At 41.2% G+C, this 17,578-nt stretch carries 11 protein-coding genes; 8 read left to right on the top strand and 3 right to left on the bottom strand.

Annotation, left to right across the window (positions count from 1 at the left end; translation table 11 throughout):
* The first annotated feature begins 111 nt into the window (after positions 1-111).
* Both ABWO12_RS04150 and ABWO12_RS04145 read left to right on the top strand, forming a co-directional pair.
* On the top strand, positions 112-1,371 hold the full coding sequence (locus tag ABWO12_RS04150) for a T9SS type A sorting domain-containing protein (protein ID WP_353087478.1): 1,260 nt from the start codon (positions 112-114) through the stop codon (positions 1,369-1,371).
* Positions 1,372-1,486: 115 nt separating this feature from the next.
* Positions 1,487-2,494, top strand: coding sequence for a 3-oxoacyl-ACP synthase III family protein (locus ABWO12_RS04145; protein WP_353087477.1), 1,008 nt, complete (start codon positions 1,487-1,489; stop codon positions 2,492-2,494).
* Between the two features lie 98 nt (positions 2,495-2,592).
* Here ABWO12_RS04145 and ABWO12_RS04140 read toward each other — a convergent pair whose 3' ends face one another.
* Entirely contained in the window at positions 2,593-7,167 is a 4,575-nt protein-coding gene (locus ABWO12_RS04140) for an FIDD domain-containing protein (protein ID WP_353087475.1), read from the bottom strand.
* A 197-nt stretch (positions 7,168-7,364) separates the two neighbouring features.
* Here ABWO12_RS04140 and argS point away from each other — a divergent pair, with 197 nt between their 5' ends.
* The 6 genes from argS to ABWO12_RS04110 all read left to right on the top strand — a co-directional run bounded on the left by argS (position 7,365) and on the right by ABWO12_RS04110 (position 13,715).
* The gene (gene argS / locus ABWO12_RS04135) at positions 7,365-9,137 is read left to right on the top strand and encodes an arginine--tRNA ligase (protein WP_353087473.1); all 1,773 of its coding nucleotides are present in this window, start codon (positions 7,365-7,367) and stop codon (positions 9,135-9,137) included.
* A gap of 422 nt (positions 9,138-9,559) precedes the next feature.
* Complete coding sequence (locus ABWO12_RS04130) at positions 9,560-10,261, top strand: hypothetical protein (RefSeq protein WP_353087471.1); 702 nt, start codon at positions 9,560-9,562, stop codon at positions 10,259-10,261.
* A 40-nt stretch (positions 10,262-10,301) separates the two neighbouring features.
* Positions 10,302-10,760, top strand: coding sequence for a hypothetical protein (locus ABWO12_RS04125; protein WP_353087470.1), 459 nt, complete (start codon positions 10,302-10,304; stop codon positions 10,758-10,760).
* Between the two features lie 131 nt (positions 10,761-10,891).
* A complete protein-coding gene (ffh, locus tag ABWO12_RS04120) occupies positions 10,892-12,253 on the top strand; it encodes a signal recognition particle protein (RefSeq protein WP_353087468.1) in 1,362 nt (453 codons plus the stop codon).
* An 86-nt stretch (positions 12,254-12,339) separates the two neighbouring features.
* Positions 12,340-13,227, top strand: a complete 888-nt coding sequence (folD, locus tag ABWO12_RS04115; RefSeq protein ID WP_353087467.1) for a bifunctional methylenetetrahydrofolate dehydrogenase/methenyltetrahydrofolate cyclohydrolase FolD — start codon at positions 12,340-12,342, stop codon at positions 13,225-13,227.
* Entirely contained in the window at positions 13,227-13,715 is a 489-nt protein-coding gene (locus ABWO12_RS04110; RefSeq protein WP_353087466.1) for a GNAT family N-acetyltransferase, read from the top strand. The genes folD and ABWO12_RS04110 overlap by 1 nt, the downstream gene beginning before the upstream one ends.
* Positions 13,716-13,781: 66 nt before the next feature.
* Here the strand turns inward: ABWO12_RS04110 and ABWO12_RS04105 are convergent, their stop codons facing one another.
* Positions 13,782-15,665 (bottom strand): leucine-rich repeat domain-containing protein, encoded by a 1,884-nt coding sequence (locus ABWO12_RS04105; protein ID WP_353087465.1) that lies wholly within the window; start codon positions 15,663-15,665, stop codon positions 13,782-13,784.
* Positions 15,666-15,669: 4 nt separating this feature from the next.
* Positions 15,670-15,933, bottom strand: a complete 264-nt coding sequence (locus tag ABWO12_RS04100) for a hypothetical protein (protein WP_353087464.1) — start codon at positions 15,931-15,933, stop codon at positions 15,670-15,672.
* Positions 15,934-17,578: the final 1,645 nt, after the last annotated feature.

Genomic DNA, 17,578 nt, shown 5'->3' with positions numbered 1-17,578 from the left:
TGTTCGTCAATTTAAAAAAAATGTGTTCACGGAGTTAAAACTCTTATTTTTATTTGAATCGAACGACTAATAAAACGTTAATTTTTTTACTTTTGGTCAAATTCCAACCCGATGAAAACGATGCGATTGCTTCTTTTATGCTGTTATTTCCCTCTGTATGCACAGTTAACGTGGGCACCTCTTCCCAACATTACCGTGAATACTAACGGACAACGTTTTGATGATGTGTTTTTTTTAAATGAAACTACCGGTTGGGCTGCCAATGGGTATTATGCCGCGGTGTATAAAACAACGGATGGCGGTCAAAATTGGGTGTTGCAAACCAATAATGCTCTTTTGGGAAGTGATCACTATTTTCGAAATATCGAATTCATCGATGAAAATGTAGGGTTTCTAGGCACCTTAAATGGTAAGTTTTACCGCACATCGGATGGTGGTGTTACGTGGGATTTAGTCTCTATTTCGCCCAATCCACAAGCGATTTGCGGCCTTGATGCTCAAGGAGCAACGGTGTACGGCTGCGGAGCTTATTTTTCTCCTGCCTACATGATTAAGTCTACCGATAGCGGCCAAACCTGGCAATATACCGATATGGCAGCCTATGCCAATGCGTTGGTTGAAGTCCTTTTTTTGGATGCGCAAACAGGTTACGCCTGCGGAAATAATGCCGCTGGAGCATTAATCCTAAAAACCACCGATGGCGGACAATCCTGGTCGGTAGTGTACAACGGTTCGATTCCCGGCGAGTACGTTTGGAAGTTGCAAGTTTTACCCAATAATCCCAATCAAATTTTTGGCGCGGTGCAATCGTTTGGTCCTCAGACTGGAAAATTAATTACCTCTAGTGATGGAGGACAAACGTGGACAACCAAAACAGCCCCTGAAACGGGCATTCAGGCGGTGGGTTTCCTCGATGCCTATCACGGTTGGATGGGCGGCTACTCGGCAGGAATTTTTGAAACCACCGACGGAGGGGATACTTGGGTGAATACCAATGTAGGGGGCAATTTGAACCGCATTTTTATGGTGAATTCGACCTTAGCTTTTGCATGCGGCACCACTATTTATAAGCTGTCGGGGAATTTGAGCGCCACTACTTTTGATGAGCAAGGACGGTTGCCGTTGCAGGTTACCGTTGCTCCCAATCCCATTCGCGATAAATTGCAACTGACTATTGAATATTTGGGGACTGATCATTTGAACTTAGGATTGTATGATGCCCAAGGCAAATGGTTGAAAACCTTGATAGTTGATGAGATTCAACACCAAGGACCCAAAGCGTATCAATTTGATTTTCCCTATCCTTCGGGCGTATATTATATAAATCTGCATACCAATACGGGCCGGCAATCGGTAAAAATTGTAAAATAGACCAAGAATTTTAGGACTTCTATTTTGTCAAAAGCAATGTTTTTTGGGTGATATTCGGGTCAGTTTTTAACAATTCACTAAATTTGTGGACTTAATTTTGTAAAAAACGAAGTCTATGTATCGTTCTAAAATAAAAGGCCTAGGCTTTTATGTCCCCGATAATGTTGTCACCAACGATGATTTGTCCCAACGCATGGATACCAACGACGCTTGGATTCAGGAGCGTACAGGGATTCAAGAACGGCGTCATGTGATTCGTGGTGAAGATACGACCACCTCAATGGGGGTCAAGGCCGCCAAAATAGCCATTGAACGCGCTCAAATTTCAAAAGACGATATCGATTTTATCATTTTTGCGACCCTTAGTCCCGATTATTATTTTCCAGGACCGGGCGTGCTGGTGCAGCGAGATTTGGGACTAAAAACGGTGGGCGCACTGGATATCCGCAACCAATGTTCCGGATTTGTATATGCCCTTTCCATTGCCGATCAGTACATCAAAACAGGTATGTACCAAAACATCTTGATCATCGGTTCCGAATTGCACTCCCATGGGTTAGACATGACCACACGCGGACGTGGGGTTTCCGTCATTTTCGGCGATGGGGCAGGAGCGGCGATTATCAGTCGTGAAACCGATATGCAAAAAGGAATTCTTTCGACCCATTTACATGCTGAAGGACAACACGCCGAAGAATTGGCCTTGATTGCACCCGGAATGGGGCAACGTTGGGTGACCGATATTATTCGCGATAATGATCCTAATGACGAATCGTATTTCCCGTATATGAACGGTCAATTTGTCTTTAAAAATGCAGTAGTTCGGTTTACAGAGGTGATCAACGAAGGTTTGGAGGCCAATAATTTGCAGGTTTCCGACATCAATATGTTGATTCCACATCAAGCTAATTTGCGCATTGCACAGTTCATTCAACAAAAGTTCCGCTTGGAAGACACTCAAGTCTACAATAATATCATGAAGTATGGCAATACCACTGCTGCTTCCATTCCAATTGCTTTGACCGAAGCATGGGAGCAAGGAAAAATCAAAGAAGGTGATGTAGTCGTTTTGGCCGCCTTTGGAAGTGGCTTTACTTGGGGAAGTGCTATTATTCGATGGTAAAACCGTTTTTATTTGACACAAAAAAAAGCCCGACATTGCATCGGGCTTTTTCATGTACAAACAGAATTACTTTCCTTTTTATTTGGGGCAAAAAGGAGTTATCGTTTCAACGCAAAATGCGCTCTAAATTCTTTTTCTTGTCCATCTTTCTGGTAGGTTATGGAGAACCAATAATCATCAGATGGCATAAGGGCATTGTTGTAAGTACCATCCCATCCTGAACCCGAAGGTTTGATTTTTGTAAGTACTTTTCCATAACGGTCATAAATGTAGATATAAGCTACTTCTTGATCGCGTAGGTCGCGAATATTCCATGTTTCATTGGCACCATCACCGTTAGGAGTAAAGAAATGCGGGTAGTTCACCACAACAATTTGCGATACGGTTAAACCACAACCGTTTTTGTCGCGAACGGTCAATGTGTGGAATCCACTCATTACATTGTAGAATATTGGACTGTCTTGAAACTCACCGTTATTTAATTGGTACTCATATTCACCGCTGCCTTGCGCATTGACCGTCAATGTTTGCGAATCTGCAAAATCTTCACTCACAGTGTAGGTTACAATGGCCGGTTCTGAAGGCGTTACAGTAACCATTACTTCCTCTGATGCACATCCTGTGGCGTTGTTTGTGGCAATAACGCTATATACACCAGGAGCAAGAACGGTATACATGGCACCCGTTCCCACTTGATTGCCTGCTTCATTATACCAACGAATGGTGTGTGTTGTAGCCGATAATCCACTGTTTAATGAGTACGATTGAATAAGCTGATTGGTCGTAGTGTTGTAGCAAATGATACCATCTTGTGGAGTGGGTTCGGGTAGCTTATTGATAATGAATTGAAGCGCTCGAACCGCAAAACAATCGGGTGCTAATGTGTTGCTAACGCGAACATACACAAGGGTTGCAGCACTTTGCGTTAGGGAAGCCGTGTTGCTTTGTGCATCGATCAAAGAAGCGTGATAGGTGACTACAAATTCAGATCCGCTTTGGTTCCCTAAAACTGTAGTGTTGAATTGCGTTAAATCGAGGCTAAGAATACCATCGTTTGTTCCATCAGTATCACAAAAAGTTCGTTGTGCTACTGGAACCGCTTCAGCAGTTGGAGCTGGAACGATAGTTACCGTAAACGATGTTTCATCGGTACAGTTGGGAGTGTATCCCGATTGACCAAACACATAAATCGTTTGACTTTGCGTAACTACACTTCCCACAGCAATTTGTCCACCTGTACCGTTGGGTCCGATGAAATAGTTCCCCGTAGTTAAAGCAGGTAAAACATAGCTTGAACATGACACTACATTGTTCAATTGAGGAACATTATAAATCGTGACAGAAAAACTAGTTTCAGCAAAACAATTGGGTGTTGTGCCTGTTTCAGCATACACATACAAGGTTTGATTTGTGGTGATTACTGTACCAGCAGCTATTAAATCTCCACCTTTGTTAGGTTGTGTGTAATAGTTTCCAACCGTAATCGTCGGTAACGTATAGGATTCACAAACAAAAACGGATGGAATAGCCGGGATGACAGGGGTTTGATTCACCGTAACAACAAAACTACTTTCATTGGAACAATTGATGCGTTCTCCCGATTCCACATAGATATAAATCGTTTGTGAAGCCGTAATTACAGTTCCTGGCGCCAACTCTTGCCCTGTTCCGTGTTGTCCTCCGGTTTGGGTAAAATATTTATTGTTTCCAGGTAATGCAGGCAACACATAGGCATCACATACGGTAACATCATTCAACTCATGGGCATCAATAGTAAAGATTGTAATGATGAAACTAGTTTCACTAATACATCCATTGCTCTCGGCGTAAATATACAAGGTTTGAGAGGTTTGAATAACATCGCCCCCTTGCAATTGCGTACCCGTTCCATTAGGACCAGTGAAATAGTTTCCATGTTCCAAATTGGTAAGCACGTAAGCATGACAAGCATCAATATCAGAACGCGAATCAACTTCTGGGAATGGATTAATAGTTATAGGGAAACTTACGTCATTTACACATCCACCTTCACCATCAAGGTAAATATACATGGTGCGGCTCGTTGTTACTAAATCTCCTGCAAACATAATGTCTCCAGTTCCGCCAGGTCCCGTAAAGTAGTTCCCATAAGGAAGTTGTGGCAATTCATAGCTTCCACATCCTACCCCATTTTGGGGTGGATTCAGGGGAGGAAGGCTAATGGTAATTGTGAAATTGTAATTATCTGTACAGTTCGGTTGATTTTGGGTCACCGCATATACATAAATGGTTTGTGTGGTATTAATCACTGTTCCCACCGGAATTTGTGTTCCCGTACCCATCGGACCTGTATAATAGTTTCCAGCCTCCAAAGCAGGTAATGTAAATGAAACACATTCATTAACCGAAGTTGGGAAGTTCATGCCAATCACTACTTGAAAAGAAGACTGACTAGTACAGGTTCCATTGGTTGCATAGATAAATACCATTTGAGTACTTGTAAGTACCGTTCCAGGGGCTAATTGTGTTCCTTGTCCGCCTGGTTCGGTATAGTAAGCCCCAAATGACAAGGGAGGCAAGGTATACGACGAACAATCATAGACGTTATCCATCGATGGCACATCACCAAAAGGAATAATGGTGACATTAAATGGCATTTCAATTTGACAAAACGGCGGTTCAGGTGAAATAAAATAATAGTAAATAGTTTGGGATGTTGTAATTATCGTTCCTCCAGGCAGTAAGGTTCCTCCACCATTGGGTGCTGTATGATAATTTCCGCGTACCAAAGCTGGTAAGGTGTAACTGTTACAATGCTCCTCATCTGGAATCGATTCATCCGGACGTAAGATGGTAATCGTAAAAAACGTTTGATTCGGACATAAAGGAGGTGTTGGATTACTATTGAAAATGTAAATAGTGGAGTTTTGTGTAATCACATCACCAGGAAATAATTGCGTTCCTTGTCCATTGGCTTCAGTAAAATATTGTCCATTGGTTAACGCAGGAAGGGTATAATCATCACACGTAATTACATCTTCAAAATCATCAACGGGAGGAATTGGTAATACCACCATATTTACAGGGACAATCGCATAACAAGTAGGGTCGGTAAATACGAATACACGAACATAGCAAGTCCCTCCCAATGAGCTAATTATTCCATTTCCAACAACATTAGTGCTATTCGTAGCATCTGTTAAAGTACGGTAAACTCCAATTCCATAGATGTTTGGATTTTGACCCCCTAAAACTTGACTGGAAACAGCCTGGCGGATGTTAAAATTTACTGGATTTCCATCAGGACGCGCACACATTTGTACGGTATTTGGAGTATTAGCAACAGGAGGAGCAGTTAATAATAATTGGAATGATTTTACCATCCCACAACCGGTTACTGGACTTGTTACACGAACAAAAACCGTTTCATTACCAGCACTAACATAACTGGGGCCAATCGGATTTACATTGTTTTGCGCATCGGTTTGTGATGCAAAATAGGCAACGGTATGACCAGGGGCAATTCCGTTGGTAACTCGATTTGTATTGTAATTTAAATTAAAGGTGTAAGGGCTATTTCCTGCATTACACTTATATAAGTTGATCGGATTGGGGAAAACAAAGTTAGCATGATATTCAACTGTGATTTCATCTGTAACTTCTTGACAAGGGAAAGCAATATTGGTGTAAGTTAGCGCATACGTTCCTGGTTGAGTAACTGTTAAATTCGGTCCAGTTTGACCAGCAATTACAACACCATTACGACGCCATTGGAACGTGTATTGAGCGGGATTGAGTCCAGAAGTAATGACTGTTGATCCTCCTTGACAAACCGCAGTACCACTAGCAACGGTTCGATTTGGACCCAAAACATCTTGTCCGATATTGAAACTGTTGGAAGCTAAAAAAATGGCAGAATCCGAATTGAAGTCGCCGCGGTCTGCAATGACCAATTTAATTCTATAATTGCGTCCTGGGACTAAAGTAGCAGCTGCATTTAACACCGTAGTCTGACCGTTGTAATTGATGGGAGCCGAAGCAGCATTGTTTCCGCCATTAAAACTACCAAAGTATTGAGCGTTTACTGAGGGACACCCCGAATTGTATAAAAAGTCACGAATGGTTACTACCGAAATAGGGGTATTTGTATTTGGTACCACTGCCAAATTCTGTGTAGTTCCTGTTGTTAAATCTGTCAACAAAAACGCAAAGGCATCTGAAAATTGACACTGGAAATTTCCATATTCTTCAGAAGCAAATAAGAAATCAAAATCGAAATAAGGCGATAATGCCGAAAACTCAAATTCCAGAACCGTGGCATTAGTGGAATTCATCAAAATCCCAGAAGTAGCCAATATAGCTTCCAAGTCAGAGTCTCCCGTCCAAGTAACATTTCCTGAGTTTAATAGAACAGTATTTGGTCCTGCTGCTTCAACAGCACTACCCGTTGATAAGACAATACCGCTTTGCATTGGGAAATTTGGATTCGTATTCACAAAATATCCAATACCATTGACAGATCCAAAATTGGAGCCCGTGCGCCAAGAAATATTCTGTGTTGAAATACAAGGAGAATTGATCAAAATGTTATTGACCAATTGCGGTACGGTATACGTAGTCGCATCAACAGTGATGGGCTGTGATAAGCCTGCGACACTGACGCATAGTAGCAAAAGAGTTAATAGTTTTTTCATAGGGACTTGATTTTGACATAACAAATATGCTATAAATAATCGATAAAAAACAAAAAAAATCGATGAAATGTTTAATATAGTATATTTTGTAAGAAAATTAACATATAAAATATTTTTTTTACAACTCTATAGTAGTAAATATTAGATTTTAATTACTATTCTTTTTATGTGGTATATTTGCCACCAAAAAAATACCAATGACCATTCAACATCTTTTAACCGCACCCATTCAACAAGCCTTAGTGCTACATTTTGACCTTCCTCCTGAGAAAATTGAATTTCAGGAGACGCGCAAAGGGTTTGAAGGAGACATTACCGTAGTTATTTTTCCTTTTTTGAAACGTATCAAGTACAATCCCGTTCAAATCGGTACCCTTTTGGGGGAGTACTTGGTAGCCAATACGCAAGAGGTAACGGCTTTTAATGTAGTTTCTGGTTTTTTGAATTTGTCCATTGCCGATTCGTTTTATATCCAATCCTTTCAAGAAATACGTCAAGACGCTACTTTTGGTTTTTCTACCCCAAAAGAGGCTGAGGCCGTGATAGTCGAATATTCTTCTCCCAACACCAATAAACCTCTACACCTCGGTCATATTCGCAATAATTTATTAGGCTATGCCGTGGCCGAAATTTTAAAAGCATCGGGAAAAAAAGTCTATAAAACCCAAATTATCAACGATCGTGGTATCCACATTTGTAAGTCGATGGTTGCTTGGCAAAAATTTGGAAACGGTGAAACACCAGAAACAAAGGGTGTTAAAGGCGATAAGCTCGTGGGCAACTATTATGTCGCTTTCGATAAGGCCTATAAAACTGAAATTGAAGAGGCAGTGGCCCAAGGTATCGCTGAGGAGGAAGCCAAAAAAACAGCGCCTATCTTACTCGAAGCACAAGAAATGCTGCGTCAATGGGAAGCTGGCCATCCCGAAGTAGTCGCACTTTGGAATACCATGAATCAGTGGGTTTATGACGGTTTTAATACAACATATACCAATTTAGGCGTAGATTTTGATAGTTATTACTACGAAAGCAATACCTATTTGCTCGGGAAAGAAGTGGTGCAATTGGGTTTGGACAAAGGAATCTTCGAACGCGATCCCGATGGCTCTGTTTGGATTGATTTGACAGATGAAGGCCTAGATCGAAAAATTGTTTTGCGCTCTGATGGTACTGCCGTTTACATGACACAGGATATAGGAACGGCTATTCAACGCGTAAAGGATTATCCCGATGTGAAAGGGATGGTCTATACCGTTGGGAATGAACAGGATTATCATTTCAAAGTGTTGTTCTTAATCCTCAAAAAATTGGGCTTCGCTTGGGCCGAACACTTGTATCATTTGTCGTATGGAATGGTGGAATTACCTTCGGGAAAAATGAAGTCCCGCGAAGGAACTGTTGTTGACGCCGATGATTTGATGTACGATATGACCCAAACTGCGAGTAAAATTGCTGCTGAATTGGGTAAACTTGACGGATATTCTGAAGCCGAAAAGCAAGAGTTATATCGAATTATCGGTCTAGGGGCTTTGAAATATTATATTTTGAAAGTTGATCCCAAGAAGCAAATTCTATTCAATCCTGAAGAATCGGTTGATTTTAACGGCAATACAGGACCTTTCATTCAGTACACCTATGCGCGAATTCAGTCGATTTTACGAAAAGCCGATTTTGACTATAAAAACCCAGTTCTCGTTGCATTGCATCCCAAAGAAAAAGCGTTGTTGAAGCAGCTTTTCCAATTACCCGCTGTCATTCAAGATGCTGCGCGTAACCATAGTCCAGCCTTGGTGGCCAATTATACCTACGAATTGGTCAAAGAATACAATTCGTTTTATCAATCGGTATCTATTTTGGGCGAAGAAGAGGAAGATAAAAAAGTGTTTCGGGTACAACTCTCTGCCAAAGTCGCCGAAACAATTCAAAAAGCTTTTAAACTTCTGGGAATTCAGGTTCCCGAACGTATGTAAAAAAATCCGAAATGGATCGGATTTTTTTTATAACGAATAATGCACAAAAACAGTAACCTTTCGTGGAAATGAAAAGGAATCAATTTGCTCCAATGTTTTGCGCATTGGTGTTGATCCTGAAAAATTGGTTGTTACGATTTTGTGTTAGTCAAATTAATCACCGAAGCGCTTAGAGTTAGGGATAACCGCCTTGGTTTTTTAACTTATATTTTTTTTAAAGAGAATAAATGTTAAAAAAAATATTTTGGTAAGATGAATGGGTTGGAATTTGTTTTACAATATTTGACATAGATATTGTTTTATGGATTCAAAATACTGAATTTCAGCATATTGATTGATGTCTAATAATTTTTTTTACTTTAAATAATTACACCCAACGGGTTTTATTAATAAATCAAGTAACTCTTGAAAAAAGCATACTTATGAAAACAAGGTTTTATGAATTATTCACGATTTTAATTTTAGTTTTACTCGCTTCTTGTAGTAGTGATAATGAAGGGAAAAGTGACAATCTAGTCCTTAAAGCACGCAGTATTTACAACCAAGGAAAGGTAACTGCAGCGAGTCCAAATGCTATAGTGAGTCTTACTTCGTTCACTTTCAATTTTAAGGAAATCGAATTTGAATTTGCTGAGAATACCTCCAACGACGATGATGGTTTTTTTGATAGTGATGATGAGATCGAATTGAATGGTCCATTTGTAGTAAATGTTTTAAACAATACGATAGATATTGCGGCATTAAATGTTCCTGCAGGGGTTTATGAGGAAGTTGAATTCACGATGAGTCGCAACAAACAAGTCAACAGTCCTATGTACAATAAATCAGTACAAATTGAAGGAACAATCAACGGAACTCCCTTTGTTTTCTGGCATAATATTGAAGAAGATTTTGAGATTGATTATGAAGATGCAGCGCAAAACTTGATCATCGATAATACAACTTCTACGCTGTACCTCAATTTTGACCTTAATGCGGTAGTCAATAGTATCGACTTTAGTGTCGCGACCGATAACGATGGTGATGGGGTTATCGAAATTAATCCCAACGATCAAGATGGCAATCAAAGTTTGGCCAATTTAATCAAAGATCGTATCAAAGATACCATCGAATTAGACGACTAGCGAGTGGTCTACCAACAGGTAAACCTGACTATAAATAAATATGAAAAAACTAAAGATCCTTATGCTGCTGTACCTTGTTTTTTTGGTCAATGTAGCATCCATGTGTAGTAATGATGATAATCCATCTTCCTCTGTAAATCAAACCATGGTAATCAATACTGTCTCCTCAGGAACATGGCGCATTACCTTGTACAACGATTCGGGTACCATCAAAACTAATCAATTTACAGGATACAATTTTACCTTCGGTCCCTCCAATGTATTGACAGCGACGAATGGAACTCAAACGTACACTGGGGTTTGGTCGGTAACCGACTCCAACGGTAATGATGATAGTATGGATGATTTGGATTTTAATATAGCGTTCACGGCGCCAGCTAATTTCCTAGAACTCACCTACGATTGGGATATTCAATCCCGAACCGACACCAAAATTGAGCTCATTGATGTCAGCGGCGGTAACGGCGGAACCGATTATCTAACTTTTGAAAAAAATTAAGTAGATTACCTACTAATGAGTGTTTTTGTTAGAAACCATTCTCTTCTTTGAGGGTAGTTTTTTGTTTGTTTTCAGCTTGAATGGCATAGGGTTAATTTGTATCTTTGCCATCATTTTTTTAGCAGCAAACTATGTTTCAAAATTTAAGCGACAAACTCGATAAAGCCTTTCATATTTTAAAAGGACACGGTAAAATTACCGAGATCAACGTAGCCGAAACGCTCAAGGAAGTTCGACGTGCACTCCTTGATGCCGACGTGAACTTTAAAATCGCCAAAGACTTTACCACCCGAGTCAAAGAAAAAGCATTGGGACAAGACGTTTTAACGACCCTTCAACCGGGACAGTTAATGGTCAAAATTGTAAAAGATGAATTAACCGAATTAATGGGTGGTGAGGCTACCGGAATTAACTTATCGGGAGTTCCTACCGTGATTTTAATGTCGGGTTTACAAGGTTCGGGGAAAACCACGTTCTCTGGGAAGCTGGCCCACTATCTTAAAACGAAAAAAAATAAGAAGCCCTTATTGGTGGCTTGTGATATTTACCGTCCTGCAGCAATCAACCAGTTGCATGTTGTGGGGGAACAAATTGGTGTTGAAGTATACTCGGAACCCGAGAATAAAAACCCCGTAGAAATTGCTCAAAAAGCCATTCAACATGCCAAATCCAATGGGTACAACGTCGTAATCGTCGATACCGCAGGACGTTTGGCTATTGATGAGCAAATGATGAATGAGATTGCACAAGTTCATCAAGCCATCAAACCCCAAGAAACTCTTTTCGTCGTCGATGCGATGACGGGACAAGATGCGGTAAATACGGCCAAAGCCTTCAATGATCGCTTAGATTTTGACGGTGTAATCTTGACCAAACTCGATGGCGATACCCGAGGTGGTGCAGCGTTAACCATTAAATCGGTGGTCAACAAACCCATCAAGTTTATCGGTACCGGCGAAAAAATGGAAGCCCTCGATGTATTCTATCCTTCTCGGATGGCCGATCGTATTCTGGGAATGGGGGACGTGGTCTCCTTGGTAGAACGTGCCCAAGAACAATACAACGAAGAGGAGGCTCGAAAAATCCAAAAGAAAATTGCCAAAAACGAATTCGGTTTCGACGATTTCTTGGTGCAAATTCAACAGATCAAAAAAATGGGAAGCATGAAAGATTTAGTCGGAATGATTCCGGGTGCTGGTAAAGCCATGAAAGATGTTGAAATTGAAGATGATGCCTTCAAACATATCGAAGCCATAATTTATTCGATGACACCAAAAGAACGCAGCAAGCCCGCAATCATCGATATGAAACGCAAGACACGAATCGCTAAAGGATCGGGACGAAAAGTCGAAGAAGTCAATCAATTGCTCAAACAGTTTGAACAAATGAGTAAAATGATGAAAATGATGCAAGGTCCCGGAGGTAAAAATCTCATGCGCATGATGGGAGGGATGAAAGGAATGCCCGGAATGCCCGGCGGCGGAATGCGATAACACATAGGAAGGGTTTGGAGTTCGGAAACGAAACCAAACCCTTTGTCTTTATAACCAATACGAAACACTACTAAACCACAACACACATGATTATTTTAGACGGAAAAAAAGTTTCTGAAGACATTAAAAATGAAATCACTGCCGAAGTACAAAAGATGCGGGACAACAACGAAAAAGTACCCCATTTGGCTGCGATTATCGTTGGAAATGATGGCGCTAGTTTAACCTATGTCAATAGTAAAGTCAAGGCTTGTGATCGCGTTGGATTTGAATCAACCCTCATTCGTATGCCAAGTACCACGTCGGAAACCGAGTTGCTGAAAAAAATCAAGCAACTCAATGAAGACGAAGCGATCGACGGATTTATCGTTCAATTGCCATTACCCAAACAAATTGATACGCAACATATTTTGATGTCTATCGATCCCAGTAAAGACGTTGATGGATTCCACCCTGAGAACTTTGGTAAAATGGCCCTAGACATGACCACCTTCATACCCGCCACACCCTACGGAATCTTGGAATTGTTAGAACGATACGACGTGCAAACCAAAGGGAAACATACCGTAGTTATCGGGCGAAGTCATATTGTAGGTCGCCCTATGAGTATCTTGATGGGACGTAATCATTTTCCGGGTAATTCTACCGTAACTCTGACCCATAGCCACACTAAAAATATCAATCAAATTACTACCCAGGCCGATATCATTATTACGGCTTTGGGCGTTCCTAATTTTCTGAAAGCCGAAATGGTCAAAGATGATGTGGTAGTAATAGACGTTGGAATCACCCGAATTCCCGACGAATCTTCACCCAAAGGCTATCGCATTGTAGGCGATGTCGATTTTGAAAACGTTTCCAAAAAAGCTTCCTACATTACGCCTGTACCGGGTGGGGTGGGACCGATGACGATTGCCATGCTGTTAAAAAATACTTTGCTGGCACGGGAACAAAAACGGATGAAATTAGCTTAATGGTACGGCCCGCTTCCCCCGATGATTGTATTGTAATTCAGACGTTAGCACACGAAATCTGGCCAGAAGCCTATGCCTCCATTTTATCGCCAGCCCAACTCTCGTATATGTTGGAAGCGTTTTATGCGCTTGAAGCCTTGCGTCGGCAAATGGAAGCTGGACAACAGTTTCTACTGCTAGAGGAAGATCATCGAGCCCAAGGATTTGCGGCCTATCAACTGGATTATACGCCTGGAGTCACCCAATTGCATAAGTTATATGTTCGTACCGCACAACATCACAAAGGGTGGGGGAGTATTTTATTGGACGCCATCGAACAAAGCGCGCTCCATGCAGGGCAACATACATTACGACTCAATGTCAACCGATTCAACACAGCGCAATTTTTTTACCAAAAAAAAGGATTTCAAACCGTTGAAACGATCGATATTCCTATTGGCGAAGGATATTGGATGGAGGATTTTATTATGAAAAAAAAACTAGTGTAGTTAGTCGATCTTACAAAAACGCATCGTTGCTGTGGTTTCCCCTTCCAAACGCAATACGTACGTTCCCTAGACCAATGAAGTCGTATCAATTTCACGATTCACCACCGGAAGCACAGCCAATTGTCGTCCCGCAAAATCAAAAACCGTAGCTGTGGCAAACAGATCGTCATTTAAAAACAATACGCCCTTTGTTGGATTTGGGTAGTGGGTTAGCGAAGGTTGTAATGGGGTAGGGAGACTTAACGCTTGCACCGTAGTTGTATAAGTATTTGTAATGATAGGCGCATTGTAATCAAAATAAATCGCAGCGGTATTGCTAAATACATCTCCCAGCGTTAGGGTAGGTTGGGTTTTGATTTTAAATAACACGTAACCGTCATTCGAAGCATCCTCAAAAGGTAAATTGATGTTTTCAAATATAAAATCAACCGTTTGATTGGGATACACCCGCATTTCATAAGGATGGCTTGCATCGAGGGCAACAATATTACTCATGTTCAATTTTGAGGCATCAATCACATCATGAATGACTACATGGCGCGCATTCGCCGTTCCTAAGTTTTCAAACCGAATCAAATAATAAATGTAATCTCCCACTTTATCGGGTGTGATGCTCGTTCCCTCGAGACAAATTTTGTTATTGGGGTCCATCGAATTGACTGCAGTCTGCTTCAAGGTAAATGTATTGTCCATGGGCGCTACATCGGTAAAGCCGCTAACATGCGCAGTAAACTCCAATACCTCACCCGAAAGTAGCGGCGGATTATCCAACGGAGAATGCAGTGCAAGGGTAACGGTATAACTCAAACTTGTCCCCGGAGCAATGGCATCAAACGACCATCTAAGTTGGCCATTTACTTCGGTGTTGGCTACGGGAAAACTTGAAATTATCTGATTAACATGGGCATCATAATTCCAAACGACCATACCCGAAACAGCAGTAGTTCCTTTGTTTTTACATGTAATCTTATACCGACTTGAATACCCCGCAAAAGCCTCATCCAATGGGGTAATAAACACTTCTATATCGGCGTGATCGCCATTGGGAGTCACACAAAAATCAGTAGTGAAAGGGGATACGTTTGCAGGAAAATGAACTTGATCACTCGTGGGACCCACCGAAAAATAAGTGGGATTTTCCAAAACCGGGGCATACGAATAACTCCCCGCCTCGAGACCAATAGTATAGCTTCCCGTTGCGGAAGGCTGCACCCACTTCGTGCTGCCAGATGCAGTGATGGCCATTTTGTAAGGGGTAAAGGGAGCATCTGTAGGTTGACATCCGTCATTTTGTGTGTCCAATCGCAACGTGCCTTTCAAGGCGTACGACATTCCCCCAGGAACAAAGGTGCAATACGTGTTTACTTCACAGTTTGTGCTGCCCGAGTTGAGTGCCACTTGATACAGCACAGAGACGCGTTTCAAAGCAGATTCGTCAGTAAAAATGTAGCGGAGCTGCGGGGTGTTGTTCAAATTCAAACCACTTTCAAAACTGCCATTTTTCAAATTAGCTTGGGCAAGTAAGAGGTTGTGACTCACATCCAAAAATACTAAATTGCGATACGTTGACACGTCCAAATTCGTTAAAAAAGTATGCGAAAGCGTCAAATGCGAAAGCGAAGTAGCACCGTTTAAGGACAGCGAAGTCAGGGCGTTGTTCCGTAAATTCACCAAGGAGAGTGCTCCCAATCCAAAGCCAGAAACTTCGGTGAGTTGATTGTAGGAAGCGTCCAAAAATACGAGAGGGGCATTGGGAGCCAACGACAACGACTGCAACCCGGTATTGCGGCAATCCAACCATTGCAGGTGCAGCGCCGAAGCTAACGATAAATTTTCTAAGGGATTGTTACGGCATCCTAATTGGGTGAGTAAGCCCATCGACGCCTCCGGAATAGCGGTAATGGCATTGTCTTGGCAGTATAAAACCCGCAGTTGACTGAAGGATCCCAAGCCATCAAGCGAAAGAAATTTTGGTGGCTATGGGACTGTTGATGTTATTCACATCCAACTGATATACGGCCGCGACTTCATTGACTTCAAGGGCACCATCATGGTTTGTATCGATGGTTATAGCAACCCCGTTCTGATTTCTGGCAATGTTGTTTTGAGGAGAAGCTAGGAGTAATTTGGACTTAAAATTGACGCCAGGAATAACTGGGGTCTGTGCCCATACCACTACAGGAAGGAGTGTTAGAAAAGCAAGGAATCCTCTTTTCATCCGTAATAAAGGGGGGTATTCTTGATTCGAAGTGTATAAAAAGTAGTATTTATTTTTCAATTAAGCATTTATTTCGTTAAAAACGAAGGGAATAATTGATGTAATTCCTGATTTGTCGCCAAAATAATAAACCCCGAAAGGATCGGGGTTCACATTACACTGCAATTTATAAAGGTTGAATAAGGAACTATAATTAACCGATTCGGGTCCAGCCGCTCCCGCTTTCCTCAGCGAAGGAGATAGAATGTACGCGCAGTTGCGACTAAACCGAAGTAGAATCAGTAGTAAGAACAATACAGGGCGAATAAATAGATGAATAACACAGTACGAATGTACACAAAAGAAATGCTACACCAAGCGCTACTGAGTACACGCCCCAAACCCCCGATTAAAACCCTCTTTTCCCCGAGGATTGCAATTCGATAACTCATAACTCATAACTCATAACTCATAACTCATAATTCATAATTCATAATTTATAATTCATAATTTATAATTATGATAGCGTGCCCCTCCGGGTCGGGTCATCCGCTACAAGTCCGTTGCTTTCGTTCCTCCAGCATCCGGGCTTTCCGCTGCTACCCCTCACGCGGGCTTGCGTCTTTCATTTTGCGTTTTGCTTCGGTAGGGATTTTCCCAATGACGCGGATTTTCAATCGGTGCCAGCATAGGAAAGAATAAATAGCTACTTCGAATTAGGTGTAGTATGTTTATTTTGAGCAATACTAAGTGCCAATACAACCTTTTTCACGGATTGTTGATTCTCCTATCGAGGGCTAGATCATCCCCTAGTGTGATTTCTCCTATCGTCGAAATGACAACGGGTCGGTTGGAATTACTATTTTCTAAAGTAAATAGTATTAGGTTTTGAATTTGAGTGTTTTAGCACAGCTAAAACTTTATTTTCACGCCTTTTTTGTCATTTCGACGAAGGAGAAATCCCATAATCAAAGGCTACAACTGTCTTTCCTCTTGCTTCTTTGCTCTTTTTTCTAGACGAAAGTAAGTCGTAAGTCACATAGTCGTAAGTCAATTTAGCAGTCAGCAGTCAGTGTTCAGTCATTATTTAATTTGAAATTGTAATTCTCCCCCCTTTGGGGGCTGGGGGGCTAGCCATCAGCAATTAGCAATTAGTGTTCAGTCATTATTTAATTTGAAATTGTAATTCTCCCCCATTGGGGGCTGGGGGGCTAGCAATTAGCTTTCTTACATCCCCATGCGAAAGTAAGGCTAGCTATCTATATCAAATTACCGTCATTTCATTAATTAGGCTATTTATAGCCAGCAAACCCCGGTTTCACTGCCTTTTAACATTCATACTTTCCTCATACTTTATCCTAGCCTTTGACTAGCCTTTGACTAGCCTTTGCTTAGGCTTTGCTATTATGGAGTAGGGTAGCTATACCAAATTGTGTTTTCTTATAAAATAAACGCCACATTTCCAAATAAATATAAGGGTATTTTTCCTGTAAACCCAAGGTATTTTTCCCCTCAAAAAATGGGGTTTTTCCTTTTCAAAAAATTTTGTGGCATGGATTGTATGTTTTAGTTTTGAGTTGCAATTTGTTTTGACATTTCAGTAGATTATTTGGTATATGCCTTGGGATGATTTGTTGTAGACTTGTGAAAATTTAACAAAATGTAC

The organism is Flavobacterium sp. (genome assembly GCF_040379285.1).
Lineage (GTDB): Bacteria > Bacteroidota > Bacteroidia > Flavobacteriales > Flavobacteriaceae > Flavobacterium.
Note: the sequence above shows the minus strand (reverse complement) of the source record. Positions and strands in the feature narration are given on the sequence as shown.

Excerpts from the sequence above, each read along its gene's own strand:
- ffh (WP_353087468.1), top strand. The coding sequence starts at position 10,892 with ATGTTTCAAAATTTAAGCGACAAACTCGATAAAGCCTTTCATATTTTA.
- ABWO12_RS04140 (WP_353087475.1), bottom strand. The coding sequence starts at position 7,167 with ATGAAAAAACTATTAACTCTTTTGCTACTATGCGTCAGTGTCGCAGGC.
- ABWO12_RS04150 (WP_353087478.1), top strand. The coding sequence starts at position 112 with ATGAAAACGATGCGATTGCTTCTTTTATGCTGTTATTTCCCTCTGTAT.
- ABWO12_RS04125 (WP_353087470.1), top strand. The coding sequence starts at position 10,302 with ATGAAAAAACTAAAGATCCTTATGCTGCTGTACCTTGTTTTTTTGGTC.
- argS (WP_353087473.1), top strand. The coding sequence starts at position 7,365 with ATGACCATTCAACATCTTTTAACCGCACCCATTCAACAAGCCTTAGTG.
- ABWO12_RS04130 (WP_353087471.1), top strand. The coding sequence starts at position 9,560 with ATGAAAACAAGGTTTTATGAATTATTCACGATTTTAATTTTAGTTTTA.
- folD (WP_353087467.1), top strand. The coding sequence starts at position 12,340 with ATGATTATTTTAGACGGAAAAAAAGTTTCTGAAGACATTAAAAATGAA.
- ABWO12_RS04110 (WP_353087466.1), top strand. The coding sequence starts at position 13,227 with ATGGTACGGCCCGCTTCCCCCGATGATTGTATTGTAATTCAGACGTTA.
- ABWO12_RS04100 (WP_353087464.1), bottom strand. The coding sequence starts at position 15,933 with ATGAAAAGAGGATTCCTTGCTTTTCTAACACTCCTTCCTGTAGTGGTA.
- ABWO12_RS04145 (WP_353087477.1), top strand. The coding sequence starts at position 1,487 with ATGTATCGTTCTAAAATAAAAGGCCTAGGCTTTTATGTCCCCGATAAT.